Origin of the sequence: Psychrobacillus sp. BM2, from assembly GCF_048572895.1 — a bacterium.
Taxonomy (GTDB): Bacteria; Bacillota; Bacilli; order Bacillales_A; family Planococcaceae; genus Psychrobacillus.
The window spans coordinates 2,610,582-2,627,347 of sequence record NZ_CP183878.1; the positions used below are offsets into that span (position 1 = coordinate 2,610,582).

15 protein-coding genes and 1 pseudogene are annotated in these 16,766 nt (G+C 35.3%); 4 read left to right on the forward strand and 12 right to left on the reverse strand.

The window, feature by feature from the left end; translation table 11 throughout:
• Positions 1–290: 290 nt before the first annotated feature.
• The 3 genes from ACN6MX_RS12775 to acsA all read right to left on the reverse strand — a co-directional run bounded on the left by ACN6MX_RS12775 (position 291) and on the right by acsA (position 5,463).
• Positions 291–2,633 (reverse strand): helix-turn-helix domain-containing protein, encoded by a 2,343-nt coding sequence (locus tag ACN6MX_RS12775; protein ID WP_419959280.1) that lies wholly within the window; start codon positions 2,631–2,633, stop codon positions 291–293.
• Between the two features lie 126 nt (positions 2,634–2,759).
• Positions 2,760–3,638 (reverse strand): phosphotransferase family protein, encoded by an 879-nt coding sequence (locus tag ACN6MX_RS12780; protein WP_419959281.1) that lies wholly within the window; start codon positions 3,636–3,638, stop codon positions 2,760–2,762.
• A 106-nt stretch (positions 3,639–3,744) separates the two neighbouring features.
• Positions 3,745–5,463, reverse strand: coding sequence for an acetate--CoA ligase (acsA, locus tag ACN6MX_RS12785; RefSeq protein WP_419959282.1), 1,719 nt, complete (start codon positions 5,461–5,463; stop codon positions 3,745–3,747).
• Between the two features lie 172 nt (positions 5,464–5,635).
• Between acsA and ACN6MX_RS12790 the strand changes: the two genes are divergently transcribed.
• Genes ACN6MX_RS12790 through ACN6MX_RS12800 form a run of 3 tightly spaced genes read left to right on the forward strand, consistent with a single transcriptional unit; the run spans position 5,636 to position 8,122 of the window.
• Complete coding sequence (locus ACN6MX_RS12790; protein WP_419959283.1) at positions 5,636–6,268, forward strand: GNAT family N-acetyltransferase; 633 nt, start codon at positions 5,636–5,638, stop codon at positions 6,266–6,268.
• A 37-nt stretch (positions 6,269–6,305) separates the two neighbouring features.
• Entirely contained in the window at positions 6,306–6,953 is a 648-nt protein-coding gene (locus ACN6MX_RS12795) for an acetoin utilization AcuB family protein (protein ID WP_419959284.1), read from the forward strand.
• Positions 6,950–8,122, forward strand: coding sequence for an acetoin utilization protein AcuC (locus ACN6MX_RS12800; protein WP_419959285.1), 1,173 nt, complete (start codon positions 6,950–6,952; stop codon positions 8,120–8,122). Before ACN6MX_RS12795 ends, ACN6MX_RS12800 begins: the two co-directional genes overlap by 4 nt.
• Before the next feature lie 22 nt (positions 8,123–8,144).
• Here ACN6MX_RS12800 and ccpA read toward each other — a convergent pair whose 3' ends face one another.
• Both ccpA and ACN6MX_RS12810 read right to left on the reverse strand, forming a co-directional pair.
• Positions 8,145–9,143, reverse strand: coding sequence for a catabolite control protein A (gene ccpA / locus ACN6MX_RS12805; protein WP_419962620.1), 999 nt, complete (start codon positions 9,141–9,143; stop codon positions 8,145–8,147).
• Positions 9,144–9,277: 134 nt separating this feature from the next.
• Entirely contained in the window at positions 9,278–10,363 is a 1,086-nt protein-coding gene (locus tag ACN6MX_RS12810) for a bifunctional 3-deoxy-7-phosphoheptulonate synthase/chorismate mutase (RefSeq protein WP_419959286.1), read from the reverse strand.
• Between the two features lie 166 nt (positions 10,364–10,529).
• Between ACN6MX_RS12810 and ACN6MX_RS12815 the strand changes: the two genes are divergently transcribed.
• On the forward strand, positions 10,530–12,665 hold the full coding sequence (locus tag ACN6MX_RS12815; protein WP_419959287.1) for a cell division protein FtsA: 2,136 nt from the start codon (positions 10,530–10,532) through the stop codon (positions 12,663–12,665).
• Between the two features lie 343 nt (positions 12,666–13,008).
• On the opposite strand, the pseudogene ACN6MX_RS12820 reads toward ACN6MX_RS12815, so the two are convergent.
• From ACN6MX_RS12820 to ACN6MX_RS12850, 7 genes and pseudogenes are all read right to left on the reverse strand, one after another.
• A pseudogene (locus ACN6MX_RS12820) lies at positions 13,009–13,529 on the reverse strand (phosphoribulokinase).
• Positions 13,530–13,562: 33 nt separating this feature from the next.
• A complete protein-coding gene (locus ACN6MX_RS12825; protein WP_419959288.1) occupies positions 13,563–13,892 on the reverse strand; it encodes a histidine kinase in 330 nt (109 codons plus the stop codon).
• On the reverse strand, positions 13,873–14,490 hold the full coding sequence (locus ACN6MX_RS12830) for an NUDIX hydrolase (protein WP_419959289.1): 618 nt from the start codon (positions 14,488–14,490) through the stop codon (positions 13,873–13,875). The genes ACN6MX_RS12825 and ACN6MX_RS12830 overlap by 20 nt, the downstream gene beginning before the upstream one ends.
• Positions 14,483–15,133 (reverse strand): HAD family hydrolase, encoded by a 651-nt coding sequence (locus tag ACN6MX_RS12835; RefSeq protein WP_419962621.1) that lies wholly within the window; start codon positions 15,131–15,133, stop codon positions 14,483–14,485. The genes ACN6MX_RS12830 and ACN6MX_RS12835 overlap by 8 nt, the downstream gene beginning before the upstream one ends.
• A gap of 147 nt (positions 15,134–15,280) precedes the next feature.
• Complete coding sequence (locus tag ACN6MX_RS12840; RefSeq protein ID WP_419959290.1) at positions 15,281–15,553, reverse strand: hypothetical protein; 273 nt, start codon at positions 15,551–15,553, stop codon at positions 15,281–15,283.
• 135 nt (positions 15,554–15,688) lie between these two features.
• The gene (locus ACN6MX_RS12845; protein ID WP_419959291.1) at positions 15,689–16,264 is read right to left on the reverse strand and encodes a YtxH domain-containing protein; all 576 of its coding nucleotides are present in this window, start codon (positions 16,262–16,264) and stop codon (positions 15,689–15,691) included.
• A gap of 14 nt (positions 16,265–16,278) precedes the next feature.
• Entirely contained in the window at positions 16,279–16,743 is a 465-nt protein-coding gene (locus ACN6MX_RS12850; protein WP_419959292.1) for a DUF948 domain-containing protein, read from the reverse strand.
• Positions 16,744–16,766: the final 23 nt, after the last annotated feature.

Consider the following 16,766-nt stretch of genomic DNA (forward strand, 5'->3'; position numbering starts at 1 on the left):
CACTCCTTATTTTTCCTAAACTTTATCTTGTGTAGAACATCTAACACTATACATAAACACTCTCGAGCATATCATTGAATTTGGAAAGCTTTCCTTGTGTATATTTTAATCTAGATATGACCTATCAAGCCTTGCGATTTTTGTTCAGTTCATTAGTTAGAAAGGACAACATTCTGACATCACCTAATAGATGGTACAAAATAGACGGTTAATTTTTTATCTAGAAAAAAATAAATTTAAAAAGCCATCGGTATAATGAAATACCAATGACTCCTGATTATTTATATGATCTATTTGCTGTACGTTTTACGGATATCAAAAAAATGAATGGCATTGATTGATAGGTATGAATAGAATGACCAATCTTCAAAAATGGTCTCGTCAAAGATTTGCATTGACGGATGACTTAAACGATTAATATATTTAGTCACTTCTAGATCTACGCCGTGTATACTGCTTAGGTTTCCCCAGTTTTTATATAGAGCTCCGTTGTCTTTATCAAATACATACTTTCGTATTTGATACTCCCCAGGCATTAAATTCGAAATGGTTACTCTTATGTCTTTATTTAACTGTCTGAGGAAAGCATCTTCAATTGAAAAATAAGGGTTTATATTCGTACAGTTCATAAGTACTAACTGATAACCACCCTCATATTCTGTCAGGATATAATCCTCTCCTTGCGCAATAATGTCACCGGATAATTTCTCGGCAAAAGCCATAGCGTGATAGGCGGGACGTTTTCCTTTAAAAAAATGGAATAATTCCATTCCTTCTAATTGAATACGATGATGCTGATCGTCGACCTCATGTATTTCGGTATTAATCCAAAATCCTAGTGAATGGACATCTTTTGAAATTTCTAATGCATTCTTCAATACTAATGCACCACGAAAAAATGTTCCATTTGTGTATCTTGTATTTCCTGATAACGTATTCCACGTAATTAAATGGAGTGGTTTTTCAATATGTAGCTGTTTTAAATAATTTTTCAATTTAATTGTTTTTTCTTTAATATAATCCTTAGCATATAAAAATCGATCATTTCTACTTTCTTCAAAGTCAATTGCCTCGTTTTGATTTGCATGATAACCGATAAAATCAATATTTCCCGCTTCCTGTAGTAGCCAGGCGTGATGATCATTTGTTCTTTCTTTTTCTATTGAAAACGGAATATACAACCCAATCTGTATCTTTGGAACTATTTTTTTTAGTGTATGATAAAGCTTTTCATAAATACGTTGTAGCTCTTTCCCATCGACCGCAGAATAATAGGACTCGTAGTAAAGAATATGCCATTTACTCACATAAGCCTCACCATACACTAACAAGCAATGATGTAAAAATCCCTTTAGTTTTGTGAAATATGCTTCTTCATCCATTGATATATCTTGATAGTCAACACGACTAAATATAGATAGGTCATGCTTCTTTAAAAAGTTAATAGCAAGATCTGCTGTAAAATAAGGGGAAGAAGTTGAAATAAGCTCGTCCGTTTCTACAGTTGGAAGAAATATAGTATTGCCTATCAAGTTTCGAATGCCAATGAAATTGAGACGAAGTTCATCTTTTACCGCTAGTACCTGCTCTCGTACATCTTCTCTTAAAATTTCTTTTAACTCTCGTATCATCAAAACATGATCTGGTCTATAAATTTTTTCATGTATAGAAATAGAGGCGTCTATATATAATTCTTCATAACGAGTTTCCGTATTGCTATACGTATTATTTTTCTCTGTTAGTAACGAACCTATTTTCAAAAATATTTCATTAGAATTAGTTAATGTTTCTACATCTTCCTTTTGATTAATCTCAATAGTGGTTACTTTTTCTTCCACATGATGCTCTCTATATACTTTAGGAGTTTCTCCATATATTTCTTTAAAAAATTTCGCAAACGACTTCGTATTTGGAAAACCATTTTTCATGGCAATAGAAGAAATTGAATCAGTTGTATAGAGTAAATCCTTTACACTGTGTTTTAATCGAATATTCATAAGAAAACGACTAAAGCCCATGCCCATTACTTTCTTAAAATAACGTGATAAGTACCCTGGAGACACAAAGGTTTTATGAGCCATCTCCTCTAAAGTAATGGGCTCTTGAAAATGTTCCCCCAAATAATCAACGATTTGACTAATTCGTTGATCTTCCGTATTTATCTTTTCAAATACACTTCCATCTTTCTTAAAACGGCGAATAAGGATCAAGAGAACTTCACTTACAAGTCTTTGCATTTCAATTGCATAGATTTCGTCATTTCTATAATAGGTAATGACCATCTCACCAAAGAATGTCCTAAGCTGGTCGAGTAAAACTTCTCTTCCCATATCGACATCTCCTGAAAAGCATTCAAAACGCCGATTCCGATATTCTCCATAAAACTGATCCATATATGTATCTGAAATGGTAAACCGGAGAACGCTATTTTTATTATTTCCCTGCATTTCAAAAAGCTCATTGCGGTTAATAAGGAGTAAATCCTTATCTTTAAGTTGATAAATTCGATTTCTTGTTTCAATTTTAAGCTCCCCATCGATTACTAAAACAAATTCGATTCCACGATTCAATGTCGGGGCTACATAACCGATTTTTTGTATTCGTAGATGGAAGTCCTTTTGTCGTTCCTCCAAAAAATCACCACCTAACTTTCTTTTGGTACATCATACATATAAATTGGATTTATTTCTAATTTGTATTAGTAGCCTTCGTTTTTTTAAAATCTATATTTGAGATCTTTCTTATTATAGCTCTTATAACTAGTGTTCGTTGTGTAGAATAGATTTTAAAATAATATAATTCTCATTAAAAAATTGCTGATGCCTCTCGATTCCTCGTCGTTTACACCAACCCAATGAATTAAATGCATCCGTAAAACGATAGAATGGTAATATGACTTCCAAATCTATTATTGGACGAATAGATTGATAGCCCTTTTTGTATGCTTCTAATGTCCCTGGATTTTCCATAAAAATATCACGGTTTATTTTTGTAAAATCCATTTCCGTCGAACCAAAACGTGCACTTTCAAAATCTATAATCCCTGTTACTTGATTTTCATGGACAATAATATTAGCCGGGCGAAAATCCATATGTATAAAGCTCGGTCCATCTGGTTCAGGAAGATATTTACGTTGTTCTTCAAATAGTTCTATTGATTGTTTTAACAAATTCTCTGGTATCACTTCTTTTACATCTTCAGCAAAACCATAAAAATGTGTTTCACTAAAAGCTGACCATTGTTCATACACATTTGAAATTCCTTTATATGAAGTATGTTCCTGTGGAAGCACACTATGCAACTTTGCATGGTGAATTCCAATATCATAGGCTAATATTTCATCAACCTTTCCCGAAACTGCCTGCCCTTTAATCTCTGAAAGGAGAAGAGCACCTGGTATTTCATCATTCCCTTCCCAATAGCCTAATAACGTAGGTACGGGTAAGGTATCACTCAATATTTCTAAAGCTTCATGTTCACGTACTAATTTTACTTTAGAATAAGGAATTTTTAGATATACGTTCTGCTTATTAATTTGTTGTATTTTATATACAGTAGAACTAAATGAATCAGGAACATCTTCTATGGAAAGAACATTCATTTTTAACTTTTCAATAATTTGATTTAATTGTTTCATTTAATTTCATCCTTTTCTTTTACTGTATTGGATAATTTCAAATACAAAAAGCACTGCTAAATGCAATGCTTTTTGTATTTTTATATTCAAGTGTTCACTTATACTATTAGTCTTCCATTGTAGATAAATCACCTGTTGGCAGTTTTAACTCCCAAGCTTTTAATACGCGACGCATGATTTTACCACTTCTTGTTTTTGGAAGCTTATCTTTGAATTCTATTTCTCTAGGAGCTGCATGTGCTGCAAGTCCTTTTTTGACAAAGAGTTGAATTTCTTCAATCAATTCGTCAGATGGTTCATATCCTTCATTTAATGCTACGAAAGCTTTAATAATTTCGCCACGGATAGGATCAGGTTTCCCTATTACCCCCGCTTCTAGAATAGCTGGATGCTCAAGTAATTTACTTTCCACTTCAAACGGTCCTACGCGTTCACCTGATGTCATGATCACATCATCCACTCGACCTTGGAACCAATAGTATCCTTCCTCATCCATATATGCTGAATCTCCAGAGAAATACCATTCATCATTTATAAAATAAGAATCGAACTTCTCTTTGTTGTTCCACACTTGCCGCATCATAGATGGCCAGCCTTTTTTAAGTGCTAAATTTCCCATTGTATAAGGCGGCACAACATTACCTGAGTTATCTATAATAGCTGCTTCAATTCCAGGTAGTGGTTTACCCATTGAACCCGGTTTAATAGGTAAACAGCCATAGTTACAAATCATTAGTGCGCCAGTTTCTGTCATCCACCAAGTATCATGTATTCTTTTGTTGAATACTTGCATACCCCATTTGATAACCTCTGGATTTAACGGTTCACCTACTGACAACACATGTCGTAGTGAAGACAAATCATGTTGTTGAACAATGGCATCTCCTGCTCCCATCAGCATACGGAATGCCGTTGGAGCACTATACCATACAGTAACTCCATACTCATCAATTGCATTATACCAAGCATCGGGTGAGAAACGACCACCAAGAATAAGTGATGTAGTTCCTGTTAGCCATGGACCAAAGATTCCATAAGCTGTTCCAGTAACCCAGCCTGGATCTGCTGTACACCAATAGATATCGTCTTCTCTAATATCCATTACCCATTTCATGGATTGATATTGCTGCACCATTGCATTATGTGCATGTAATATCCCTTTCGGTTTACCTGTAGAACCAGAAGTATAGTGTAAAATTAGTCCATCTTCTCTATCAACCCATGTGATTTCGAAGGATTCTGACGCATTATGTAATGCTTTATTGAAATCGATAAACTTATCGGATTCCTCTATATTTTCACCCACTATAAAAACCGACTCTAAATTAGGTAATTTATCTAATGGAATTCTATTTAATAATTCTGGAGTTGTGACAATTGCTTTCGCTTCACTATCCAGTAAGCGATCGTAAACAGCACCTTCCATGAACGCTTCAAAAAGCGGACCAACGATTAAGCCCAATTTTGTAGCACCAAGAAGGGCAAAATATAACTCTGGTGATCTCGGCATGAATATAAAGAGACGATCCCCTTTTGTCAAATTCGAATGGTTTACATACACGTTAGCAGCTTTATCCGTCCATTTTTTCATATCGCCGAATGTATAAGATTCTTTACGTTCTGCATCTTGATAATGAAGTGCAACTTTATCCTTCTTATCGGATTCTGCATGACGATCAATTGCTTCATACGCCATGTTCACTTTCCCAGTTTTAAACCACGAGAACTCTTTCTCTGCATCTTCCCATTTAAAGTTTTTTGCAGTTTCTTCATAATTACTTAACTGGAAGTCCCCTTGAACTACTTGTAATGTTTCAATCTTCATCCTATCCACCCTTTCTATAACTATACTATTCCATTCTACAATACTTTCTTATATTTTTGCTAATCTTTCTACTTTTTTGAATGTTTGATCAAATAATAGAGGTAATCGCTTTCTTTATTTAAAATCATGTATAATAAATACAATTACAATTATCTAAATAGGTGGTGAATCCGTGTTACATCCAAAAACGTATAATGCTGTGCAGAAAGCAACTATACATGGCACTGTCGTTATTGAAGGTCCTGTTCCCTCCAAGGAAATCGCCAGGCTACAATTCCACGAGGAATTAGTAGCTTTTCGTACGCCTGGGCAGCAGCATCAAGCAATTATTGAAATTGCTAAGTTACCTGAAGGAAGAATAATTATTGTACGAGATCAAGAAACTATTGTAGGTTATTGCACATACCTACACCCAGACCCATTAGAAAGATGGTCACACGGGAATATGGAAAACTTGATAGAGCTAGGGGCTATCGAGGTAATTCCAAAATTTCGTGGCACAGGAGTCGGGAAAACTCTCCTTCGTGTATCCATGATGGATGATGCTATGGAGGATTATATTACGATTACGACAGAGTATTACTGGCATTGGGATTTAAAAGGCACCGGTTTAAACGTTTGGGAATATAGAAAAGTAATGGAAAAAATGATGCAAGCAGGCGGTCTTGAGTATTTTGCTACAGATGATCCTGAAATCAGCTCCCACCCTGCCAATTGTTTAATGGCTAAAATCGGTAGTAGAGTTGATACTGAGTCTATCCAGCAATTTGACCAACTACGTTTTATGAATCGTTTTATGTATTAATGAATATCTAACTTTCTAACAAAAGGAGTTCATGCACATGCTAGTTGAACAAATCATGAATACTTCCGTACCGAGTTTAACACCAGATCATACGATAAATGATGCATTACAATTACTTAAAGAGAAGAAGATACGTCATTTACCAATTATTAATGACAAGCGACAAGTACTTGGAGTTGTTACCGATCGAGACTTAAAAGAAGCAACTCCATCTACACTACAAAATGTATCAGACCCTGAAATATATAATCGTAAATTAGAAGAAATTATGACCAAAAACCCGATAACTGGTCATCCTTTAGATTTTGTGGAGGAAACTGCGAGTATATTTTATGATAATCGAATTGGTTGTTTACCAATCGTATCCCATGGAAAACTTGTTGGAATGATAACCGAGTCGGATTTACTCTACAAATTTATCGAACTCACAGGTGTACATCAACCAGGGTCCCAAATTGAAATTCGAGTTCCTAACAAGCCCGGCGTTCTGTTCGGCATTTCTAAAGTTTTCCACGATCAAAAGGTTAATGTGTTAAGTGTATTAGTTTACCCTGATAAAGATCAAAGTGATTATAAAATCTTAGTGTTCAGAGTAAAGACTATAAACCCGCTTGTACTTATTGAAACTATTCGTGCAGAAGGTTACGAGGTATTATGGCCAAATCATCCAGGACTAGGACTATGAAAAATGCTGTATTTGTCTTTTCCGAAGACCAGTTAGGCTACAAGTTTTCAGATACTCATCCATTCAATCAAAAAAGACTCACTTTAACAGTTGATCTTTTAAAAGAAGTAAATGCTTTATCTGAATCAGAAATTGTCTCGCCTAGAATGGCAACAGACGAGGAACTACTTCTCGTTCATGATGCACACTATATTGAGATGGTAAAAGAGGCGAGTAAGGAACACGCAGATAGCACTAAATATGAAAGTTATGGTATAGGCACTGAAGACACGCCAATCTTCCCAGATATGCATGAGGCAAGTGCAAGTCTTGTCGGAGGTACTTTGACCGCAGTTGACTATGTGATGGAAGGAAGAGCTTCCCATGCTGTGAATTTAGGTGGTGGTCTTCATCACGGTTTCAGAGGACGCGCATCTGGTTTTTGTGTATACAATGATAGTTCCGTTGCTATTAAGTATATGCAAGAAAAGTATAATGCACGTGTTCTTTACATTGATACGGATGCCCATCACGGAGATGGAGTCCAATGGAGCTTTTACGATGATCCAAATGTGTGTACCATTTCAATCCATGAAACAGGAAGATATCTATTCCCGGGCACTGGAAGTATTACGGAAAGAGGCTCTGGGGAAGGTTATGGTACCTCCTTTAATTTCCCTATTGATGCTTTTACGGAGGATGAATCCTTTTTAGATATTTATCGGACAAGTTTGCGAGAAATTGTGGAGGCATTTAAGCCGGATGTTATTCTTAGTCAGAATGGGGCTGATGCTCATTATTTTGACCCGCTTACCCACCTATATGGAACGATGAAAATCTATCAAGAGATTCCGAAGCTCGCACATGAGCTTGCACATGAATTTTGCCACGGTAAATGGATTGCAGTTGGTGGTGGTGGATACGATATATGGAGAGTAGTACCTCGTGCATGGTCTTACGTGTGGATGGAGATGAATGACCTTCAAGCTCCAAAGGGTGAGCTCCCGCAGAATTGGATAGACAGATGGTCGAAAGAGTCGCCAGTGCCTCTTATCCCTACTTGGATGGATCCCGACCCCCTATACGAACCTATTCCACGTAAAATGGAAATTACAGAGAAAAATAAACAAATGCTCGATAAGGCACTATACCAGCTTCGTAATCAGCAAGCATTTAAAAAACACCAGTAACTTTATCGTTACTGGTGTTTTACTACTTCACTGATTTTCTTTCTTCAATCCAATACGGAAGAATAACTGTGTTTTCTTCAATATTCTCTTTGTTCATATGCTTCGTCAGCAATCTCATGGAAACTGCACCAATATCGTATAAAGGTAATACTACACTCGTTAGTTGGGGTCTAACCATTCTTGTTAATTTTGAGTTTTCAAAGCTTATTACTTCAATGTCCTCTGGTACACGTAATCCGTTATCTTGTGCTCCATGGATCAAGCCAATAGCAATTTCATCATTCCCAGCAAAAAAAGCTGTTGGAGGATCCTTTAGCTCTCGTAACTGCTCCCATGCAACAAGTCCATCGTCGTATGTATTATTGACTCCAACAATTAGGTCTGTGTCAATTTCGATACCTGCCTCGTTTAACGCTTTTTCATAACCTGATAAGTTGTATAATCTAGTAATTGTACTATCAATAGATCCAGATACAAATGCAATTCGGGTATGAGCATTTTTGATAAGACGCTTAACCGCGTCCACTGCAGCTTCATGATATTCAATATTTACGGAAGGAAACGAGTTAGATGTTTCCACTGTCCCCGCTAAAACAATAGGAACGGTTGCCCTTTTCATTTCATGCAACATTTCAGGAGAAATTTCATCACTCATCATAACTACTCCATCTACTTGCTTACTAAGTAGTGTTGACAGTAATTGAACTTCTTTATCCTCTTGCTGATCAGAGTTTGTTAAAATTATGTTGTAGCGATACATTGTTGCAATATCTTCTATACCACGAACCAACTCTGCATAAAATACATTCGAAATATCTGGAATGATAACGCCGACCGTTTTTGTTTTTTTACTTGCTAATCCCCGTGCAACAGCATTCGGTCGATAATCCAGTCGTTCAATTACCGCCAAAACTTTTTGACGTGTAGCTGGCTTCACATTCTGGTTTCCATTTACAACACGTGAAACAGTTGCCATTGATACGTTTGCCTCTCTTGCTACATCGTAAATTGTAATAGTCAACATATATCCCTCCTTCATTTTTTACATACAAATAATACATATATATAAATAATACTTGATAACCGTACTAACTTTCAATCAAATAGTAAAACCGACTCTAAAATAAGAGTCGGTTTTGTGAATTTTTTCACTAACTAAGCATGAATCTCATGATTCTTCAAGAATTTTTGTATGGAATCATAAAACTCATCAAATTGTTGTAAGTTCATTTGTTGTGCAGCATCCGATAACGCTACTGCTGGATCTGGATGAACCTCTGCCATTACTCCATCTGCTCCAATTGCAATTGCAGCTTTTGCAGCAGGTAAAAGAATATCGCGACGACCAGTTGAATGCGTTACATCCACAAATACTGGTAAATGTGTTTCTTGTTTTAAAATTGGCACGGCCGAAATATCTAATGTGTTTCGAGTTGCACGTTCATACGTACGAATTCCACGTTCACATAGAATAATCTGATCATTACCTTGAGACATAATATATTCAGCCGCATGGATGAATTCATCTAATGTAGCTGCCATTCCTCGTTTTAAAAGGACTGGTTTATTGATAGACCCAACTGCTTTTAATAATTCAAAGTTTTGCATATTACGAGCACCAATTTGTACTACATCAATATAATCTAGTGCTTCATCCAAATGACTTGGCGTTACAATTTCTGATACTGTAGACAATCCAAATTCTTTTGAAATCTGTTTTAATATTTTTAGACCTTCTAAACCTAGACCTTGGAAATCATAAGGAGAAGTACGTGGTTTGTATGCTCCACCACGGATTAGTTTTAACCCTTTAGACTGGATAGCTGCCGCTACCTCTGCTACTTGCGTATAGGACTCAACTGAACAAGGGCCGAATACAAATGATGGCGTTCCTGTTCCAATTAGTTCTCCATTAATATTGACAATTGTATCTTCTGGTTTTCTTTTACGAGAAACAAGAAGTGCTTTCTTTTGATCGTCCACTTGTAATTCCAAAGCAGTTTTGAAAATTTCTTTAAAAATATGCTCAACCGTTGATTGTGGAAGCGGTCCAGCGTTATTTTCTTTCAAGTGATCTAACATATGTCTTTCGCGAAGAGGATCATATCTATTAACACCTTGCTTCTCTTTTACTTTACCAATCTCTTGAATAACACCAGTTCTTTCGTTGATTAACTGTAAAATCTCTACGTTAATCTCATCAACACGCGCGCGTAAAGCGTCTAAATCTACATGACTCATAGATAATTCTCCTCTCTTCTCTCCATCGGTACTTTATAACGACAGAAAATTATGATACATTTTTAGATATAAGACATATTATAATCAATGCATGAGAAAATGTCACGCATTTTATTTTAGCGATTCAACTCGTTAAAGTATTTGTCTAAAAAAAGGACGTGGGAAATTGACATCTAAATTATTTGCATTAGATATTGGTACAAGATCCGTAGTTGGTATCATTTTAGAAGAACATGGAGAGTCTTTTCATGTAGCTGATATTTTGGTAGAAGAACATAAGGAACGGGCAATGGTTGACGGGCAAATACATAATGTACTAAAAGTAGCTGAGATAATTCAGTCCGTTAAGGAAAAACTAGAAAAAAAGCATGGGAAGCTTGAAAAAGTAAGTGTTGCTGCTGCTGGAAGAGCATTAAAAACAGAGCAGGCTGAAGTAATAATGGATATTAAAAATAGACCTATTTTTTCAGAAGATGATATAAATCGATTGGAGCTATCTGCAGTCCAAAAAGCGCAAAGTAACCTAATTCAAAATGATACAGACAAATATACCAATCATTATTATTGCGTTGGATATAGTGTTGTCTATTATCGATTAGATGGGGAAGAAATAGGAAGTTTAGTTGATCAGCAAGGAAACGAAGCGTCTATAGAGGTAATCGCAACTTTTCTACCACGTGTCGTAGTAGAATCCCTTCTTTCTGCACTTAAACGAGCTAACTTAGAAATGGAAGCATTGACACTAGAGCCAATCGCTGCGATTAATGTGTTGATACCCCCTTCGATGCGGAGATTAAATGTAGCATTAGTGGATATAGGTGCTGGAACTTCTGATATTGCTATCACAGATTTAGGAACAGTAGTCGCATACGGAATGGTCGCAACAGCTGGTGATGAAATTACAGAGGCTTTGAGTGATCATTACTTATTGGACTTCCCGTTGGCTGAAGAAGCAAAAAGAATGATTAATACTGAAGATTTCATCCAGATTCAAGATATTCTAGGCTTTGAGCAAGATATCCCAAAAGAAGAAGTTATTGAATCGCTCAAGCCTGCAATAGAGGTTTTAGCTAGTTCCATATCAAGCGAAATTCTTCGATTAAATAATAACAAGCCTACGAAGGCGGTTATGTTAGTTGGTGGAGGAAGTTTGACACCAAATTTGACAAGTATTTTAGCTGAAAAACTAAATTTACCTGCTAATCGTGTAGCCGTACGTGGGATAGATGCGATTCAACACTTAACGAAGGAAGAGCATATCCCAATTACACCTGAATTGGTAACTCCCATTGGGATTGCAATTGCCGCCAAACGTGCACCAATTCAATATATGTCTGTGCAAGTAAACAATCAAATAGTTCGTTTGTTTGAACTTAAGGAAATGACTATTGCAGATGCCTTTTTAGCTGCTAATATTTCTGCTCGTAAACTTTATGGGAAACCGGGTGCAGCTTTAACCGTAGAGGTTAATGGACAAATCATCCATATCCCAGGAGAGCACGGAAAACCCGCCGTTATTCAGCTAAATGGTATAGAGGCCAATACGAAAACCTCTATCCAAAGTAAGGATATTATTGAACTTTTAGAGGGCATAGACGGTAAAGAAGGATTTGCCACAGTTCGAGATCTTCTGGACGATGCGACTATTAAATCTATTACATTCCAAGGAGTTATGTATATAGTAGAACCGGTAGTTAAACTAAATGGCCAAAAGGTATCTTTAGATACTGTGTTACAAGATAATGATAAAATTACTGTAGAGACTCCTCAAACAGTCGAACAAGTTTTGTATGCAATTCATAAAGAAAATTATTTAACGCAGCTCCAACCTTACACTGTGACGATAAATAATAAAAATCATTTTATCCCGACGTTTTCATCAAAATTATTACTGAATGGAAGTCCAGTAAAACCTTCCTATTCTGTTCAAGAGAATGATATTATACAACTGGAAACTATCGATTCACCAACGCTTGAAAAACTTGCAAATCAGCTTGATAAGAAATTAGTAGATCAAATAAAAATTACGTTCCAAAACAAATCGGTGGAGCTTTCGAAAGAATGTGCAATTGTTCATAAAGGTACCGTTCAATTATCCCCTACTGATGTTATTCCTAACGAATCGAATATTCAGTGGCAAGATGTTAATAGCTCTCCTTGGATTTTTCAAGACGTTTTTCGCTTTACAGAATGGACTATGCCAGAACAAGCAGGTTCCTTTCAAATTTTAAAAAACGGAGAGCCTTCTCGTTTCGATGAAGAAATATTCGGTGGAGATCAGTTGGAGATTGTATTTGGATGATTTATATGAAATATGCAATCTCACTTCAAAGAAAGATCAGTCCCTCGTCATTTTCGAAGCACTTTGGTACAACTTATACTACTCATTACCGAGAACCTTGACTGGAGGGGCGTGACGAGTCATGCCCCTCCAGTCTTTTCGCTCTAATCCTGTGGTAGTAATTTGTACGTCTCTCTCCTTCAACTTTAGGAAACAGTTTTTTTAAGACTTTTGGAAAGAAAAGATATAATTCTATCTTACTTTGTAAAGAAGCGACCGAAGATACAATTTCGGTCGCACCTTGCCTTATTTATTGGGTGAATACGTACTATTTCACTGTATTTCCACAAATAAAAAAATCTCTTTATCTTTCAAGTATATTAAAACTACCTTTTTCAAGAATACACTCTTCATTGGTATTTTTTATAACAATTTCAAAATTCCTATGATAAGGATGCATGAATAGTTCATATTGAACTCTACGCATTTCATGAGATTTTCTTAAATAATTTATGTCTGTTCCTCTTTAAGAAACATCCCGTAAACTCCTTCTCATTAACTCAGTTTCTCCATCTGTAAATAGATAAACTTTTAGATGTCCCGCTCTAAAGCGAAGATATTATGAGCAGCAGGATGACAAGCTGTCATTTTATCATGGTGATGTTGGTTCTTATATTCATAATCTATCAGAGTATACTTTCTAAGTTGAGATCCAATTATACACGGGTCGGTATTGATATAATTTACAAAGTCATGTCCCAAAATCCTTAGAAGATTATTCGCAAAAGTTGTCTTTCCAGAAGCACCGTGGCCTGAAATTCCAATTATGATTCTTTTATCTTTTGTGTTAATCAAATTAGTTATTTTATGTAATATCTTTTCCATACTTCCCCCTCTTTTGCTTTTTTGTATTGATGTCTATGTACCAAAGTTTCCAAATAATATCATTCCGATAGCGATAACAGTTAAGACTAACAAAGTTAACATACCAAGAGAAGAAATAAGTAAAGTTATTGTTTTTAAACGCCCTTTTACACTAAAAAGAGCAGTGAAAAATGATCCTAGTAGTAATAGTATTAACAACCATAAGTCCAAGGATTCAGGTAAAGGATTCAATACTTGCGGGATAATAAAAGCTAAAACGATAAATAAAATGATCAGTACTAATGAAATCCAGCCTAAATATCTCTTCATCCAATCAGCCTCACTTTCATTTAAACTTGCTTCTTTAATCGAATATCGTTTCATTTTCGGGATTCTTCAAAAATTCGAAAAGGGTAATAATTTGTGACCTCGTATTCCTATTGGTGGAAAGCGGCGGTAAATTGTGTTCCGGAAAAAAGCTAATGCTATTCGTTTCAATACCTATAGCAGGTTTTCCTCCAATAATTTCACACAATATAAATATCTTATAATAATGATATGCTTCTGGAGGGTGAGGGTGTTTATTTTTATCCAATAATGCAACTAATCTGATTGGCACTACATCAAAACCAGATTCCTCTTTTATTTCCTTAACTATATTTTCAGAAGGTGATAATCCTATATCGCAAAATCCACCTGGCAAAGCCCATTTATCATCTATATTTTCTTTTACCATTAAGATTTGATTATCTTTAAAAACTACACCACGAACATCAACTTTTGGAGTTTGGTAACCCGTTTCAGTTGCAAATAAGTCTCTAATTTTATCCATTTCAAGTTCTGTATGTTCCGCCATAATTTCTATACTAATATTTCGTAATTCTTCATAACGTTCGATATCATAAATATCTTTAGAAAATGCCAATCCGGACTGAGACAACGCTTGAATTCGTTTTGCCCACTCTAACCATTGTTTACTCATTTGACACCAACTTTAAAGAACTTATTAATTCCTTTACGCTTGTTATTATTAATTTTGGTTGTTCGCTAAATGTAGATGTTTGGTATTCCGATAACCACTGTACACCAATTGTAAATACGTTAGCTTGTACTCCCGCGATTACATCTGCATCACTATCTCCTATATAAATTGCATCTGAATTATTTACTTCTAAAAAAGATAAAGCTTTTAGCAGTCCTTCTGAATCCGGCTTCGGGTTAATAACATCATCACCGGTTATTATTACGTCAAACAATCCATCCATATTTAATGCCTTTAGAGAGATATCTAAGCTTTTTTTTGCCTTTCCAGTAAAAATTCCTATTTTTATATCTTGCTCTTTCAAGGACTTCAATAATTCTAGAATTTCAGGATTACTTTCTACTAAACTTTTATGATGTTCAGAATATTTTTCATAATAATATTCAATTGCCTCCTCCTTATTAGGATTAGACAGATTATTTCTAATAATACCTGTTTCAGAAGGACCGAACATACCCATTATTTCTTCTGAACTAAGATCCTTATTATCAAATTCTTTAAACACATTTTGAAAAGCATAAAAACAGATGGGTAACGTATTAGCCAACGTCCCATCAAAATCAAATATTATTGCTCTCATAATTAGACTCCTTTCAATTGTAAAAGGATTCTTGATTTCTCTTCACCCTTGTAAACATATATTACCATATTATCGTTAAATTCTCTTTTATTATTTGAATACTTCGTGAAATCTTCAGAGTGTTTCTCTAATAACAATACTCATTTGTGGTTACTTATTTCTATATGCAATCCATGATGTTTTTAAAGCAGCATAGTTACCTATCGCTGCATAGCCATAAAACCAACCCATGAAAATTCCAGCGACTAAGTTGTGACGATGGCTAATAAAGATAGAAATTAATAGACCTATTATTAATGCAACAAGAGGAACAAATTTGCTTGGTATTTTAAAATATATTTTTAGTAGTTGAGTCAGGATCATTATTGCCGGAATAGCTATCACAGCATCCCAAAAATTTGTATGGATTATTGGAAAATTCATATTATATTTCACCTCTTAAATAGCGTGCCCGAATAATAAAAATCTAATCATTTAAAAAGCTCAAATCATTTAAACAAATAAAAAATGAGCATGCGCAAAGCAATGCTCATTTATATATTATTTTGTATTAAAAACTTACTTTTTTTCTTCTTCTGCAACTGCTTCTTTAATAGCCTCTGCTATTGCTGTAGCATTTTCTTCTTGTTCCGTTAATTCTTCTGTAGTATGAGAGATAGTTTCCATAAATTCCATTGGTTCTTCTCCCTCATATGAAGCGGTACCATCATCAAGTGGAGAAGAAGCAGTTGGTTTAATCGCTCTTACTTTATCAACTAGTTGTCCAGATTGCTCCTGAATTTGCTTAGAAAGTTGCGATGTTTTTTCTTTTGCAGTGGATGAAAAGTCCATTGTTTTTTCTTTAAGCTGACCGGCCTGTGTAGAAAGATTTCCACGAAGCTCTGTTCCAGTTTTTGGTGCTAGTAACAATGCAGTAGTTGCCCCGATAATTCCACCGATTAACACACCGATGATAAAATCCTTACCATTTACTTCATCATCACGGTAAATATCATCCCTTGAATCGCTGTTGTAGTATGGAACAGGCGGATAATTCGAATTCCCTTGCTGATTATAAGATGATTGGTTTGCATAATACTCATGATTATACGTTGCATCATTGTAATTAGGTTTAGTTTGTTTTTGATTTGTCATGTAAATTCCTCCGATTATAGTGGTTTATGATTGTCGTCATCGTAAGTATAATACCCAGCACGTTCTAACGCTTTGCGTTCTTTCCATTTGTCGCGAACACCTAGTAAAACGTTACTCCATTGTACAACCTGAGCAATTTTTTCTTCATTCTTCTCCACTTCAGATGTTACGGAAGTTGTTAAGCGTTTGATAGAATGATTAAATCCATTTACAGAAGTTCCCACGTTTTTAACTGCATCAACAACTGTATTTAACTTCTCCGATTTAGCCTGAATATCTTCTGCTAAGTCATTTGTTTTATGAAGTAGTTCAGCTGTTTCTTTTGTCATGTTTTGTAAATTTGTTTCTAACCCATCTAAAGTGTCTGCTACATTATTAAGCGTCTTCTTAACTGAAAATAATGTCATTGCCAAACTAATACAAAGTATTAGAAATGCAACAGCTGCTACAATAGCGGCTATGTATAAAAGATTTTCCATTGTACATCCTCCTAAAAACTTAT

Excerpts from the sequence above, each read along its gene's own strand:
- ACN6MX_RS12780 (WP_419959281.1), bottom strand. The coding sequence starts at position 3,638 with ATGAAACAATTAAATCAAATTATTGAAAAGTTAAAAATGAATGTTCTT.
- ACN6MX_RS12850 (WP_419959292.1), bottom strand. The coding sequence starts at position 16,743 with ATGGAAAATCTTTTATACATAGCCGCTATTGTAGCAGCTGTTGCATTT.
- ACN6MX_RS12825 (WP_419959288.1), bottom strand. The coding sequence starts at position 13,892 with ATGAAACGATATTCGATTAAAGAAGCAAGTTTAAATGAAAGTGAGGCT.
- ACN6MX_RS12795 (WP_419959284.1), top strand. The coding sequence starts at position 6,306 with ATGCTAGTTGAACAAATCATGAATACTTCCGTACCGAGTTTAACACCA.
- acsA (WP_419959282.1), bottom strand. The coding sequence starts at position 5,463 with ATGAAGATTGAAACATTACAAGTAGTTCAAGGGGACTTCCAGTTAAGT.
- ACN6MX_RS12840 (WP_419959290.1), bottom strand. The coding sequence starts at position 15,553 with ATGAATTTTCCAATAATCCATACAAATTTTTGGGATGCTGTGATAGCT.
- ACN6MX_RS12830 (WP_419959289.1), bottom strand. The coding sequence starts at position 14,490 with ATGAGTAAACAATGGTTAGAGTGGGCAAAACGAATTCAAGCGTTGTCT.
- ACN6MX_RS12800 (WP_419959285.1), top strand. The coding sequence starts at position 6,950 with ATGAAAAATGCTGTATTTGTCTTTTCCGAAGACCAGTTAGGCTACAAG.
- ACN6MX_RS12845 (WP_419959291.1), bottom strand. The coding sequence starts at position 16,264 with ATGACAAATCAAAAACAAACTAAACCTAATTACAATGATGCAACGTAT.
- ACN6MX_RS12810 (WP_419959286.1), bottom strand. The coding sequence starts at position 10,363 with ATGAGTCATGTAGATTTAGACGCTTTACGCGCGCGTGTTGATGAGATT.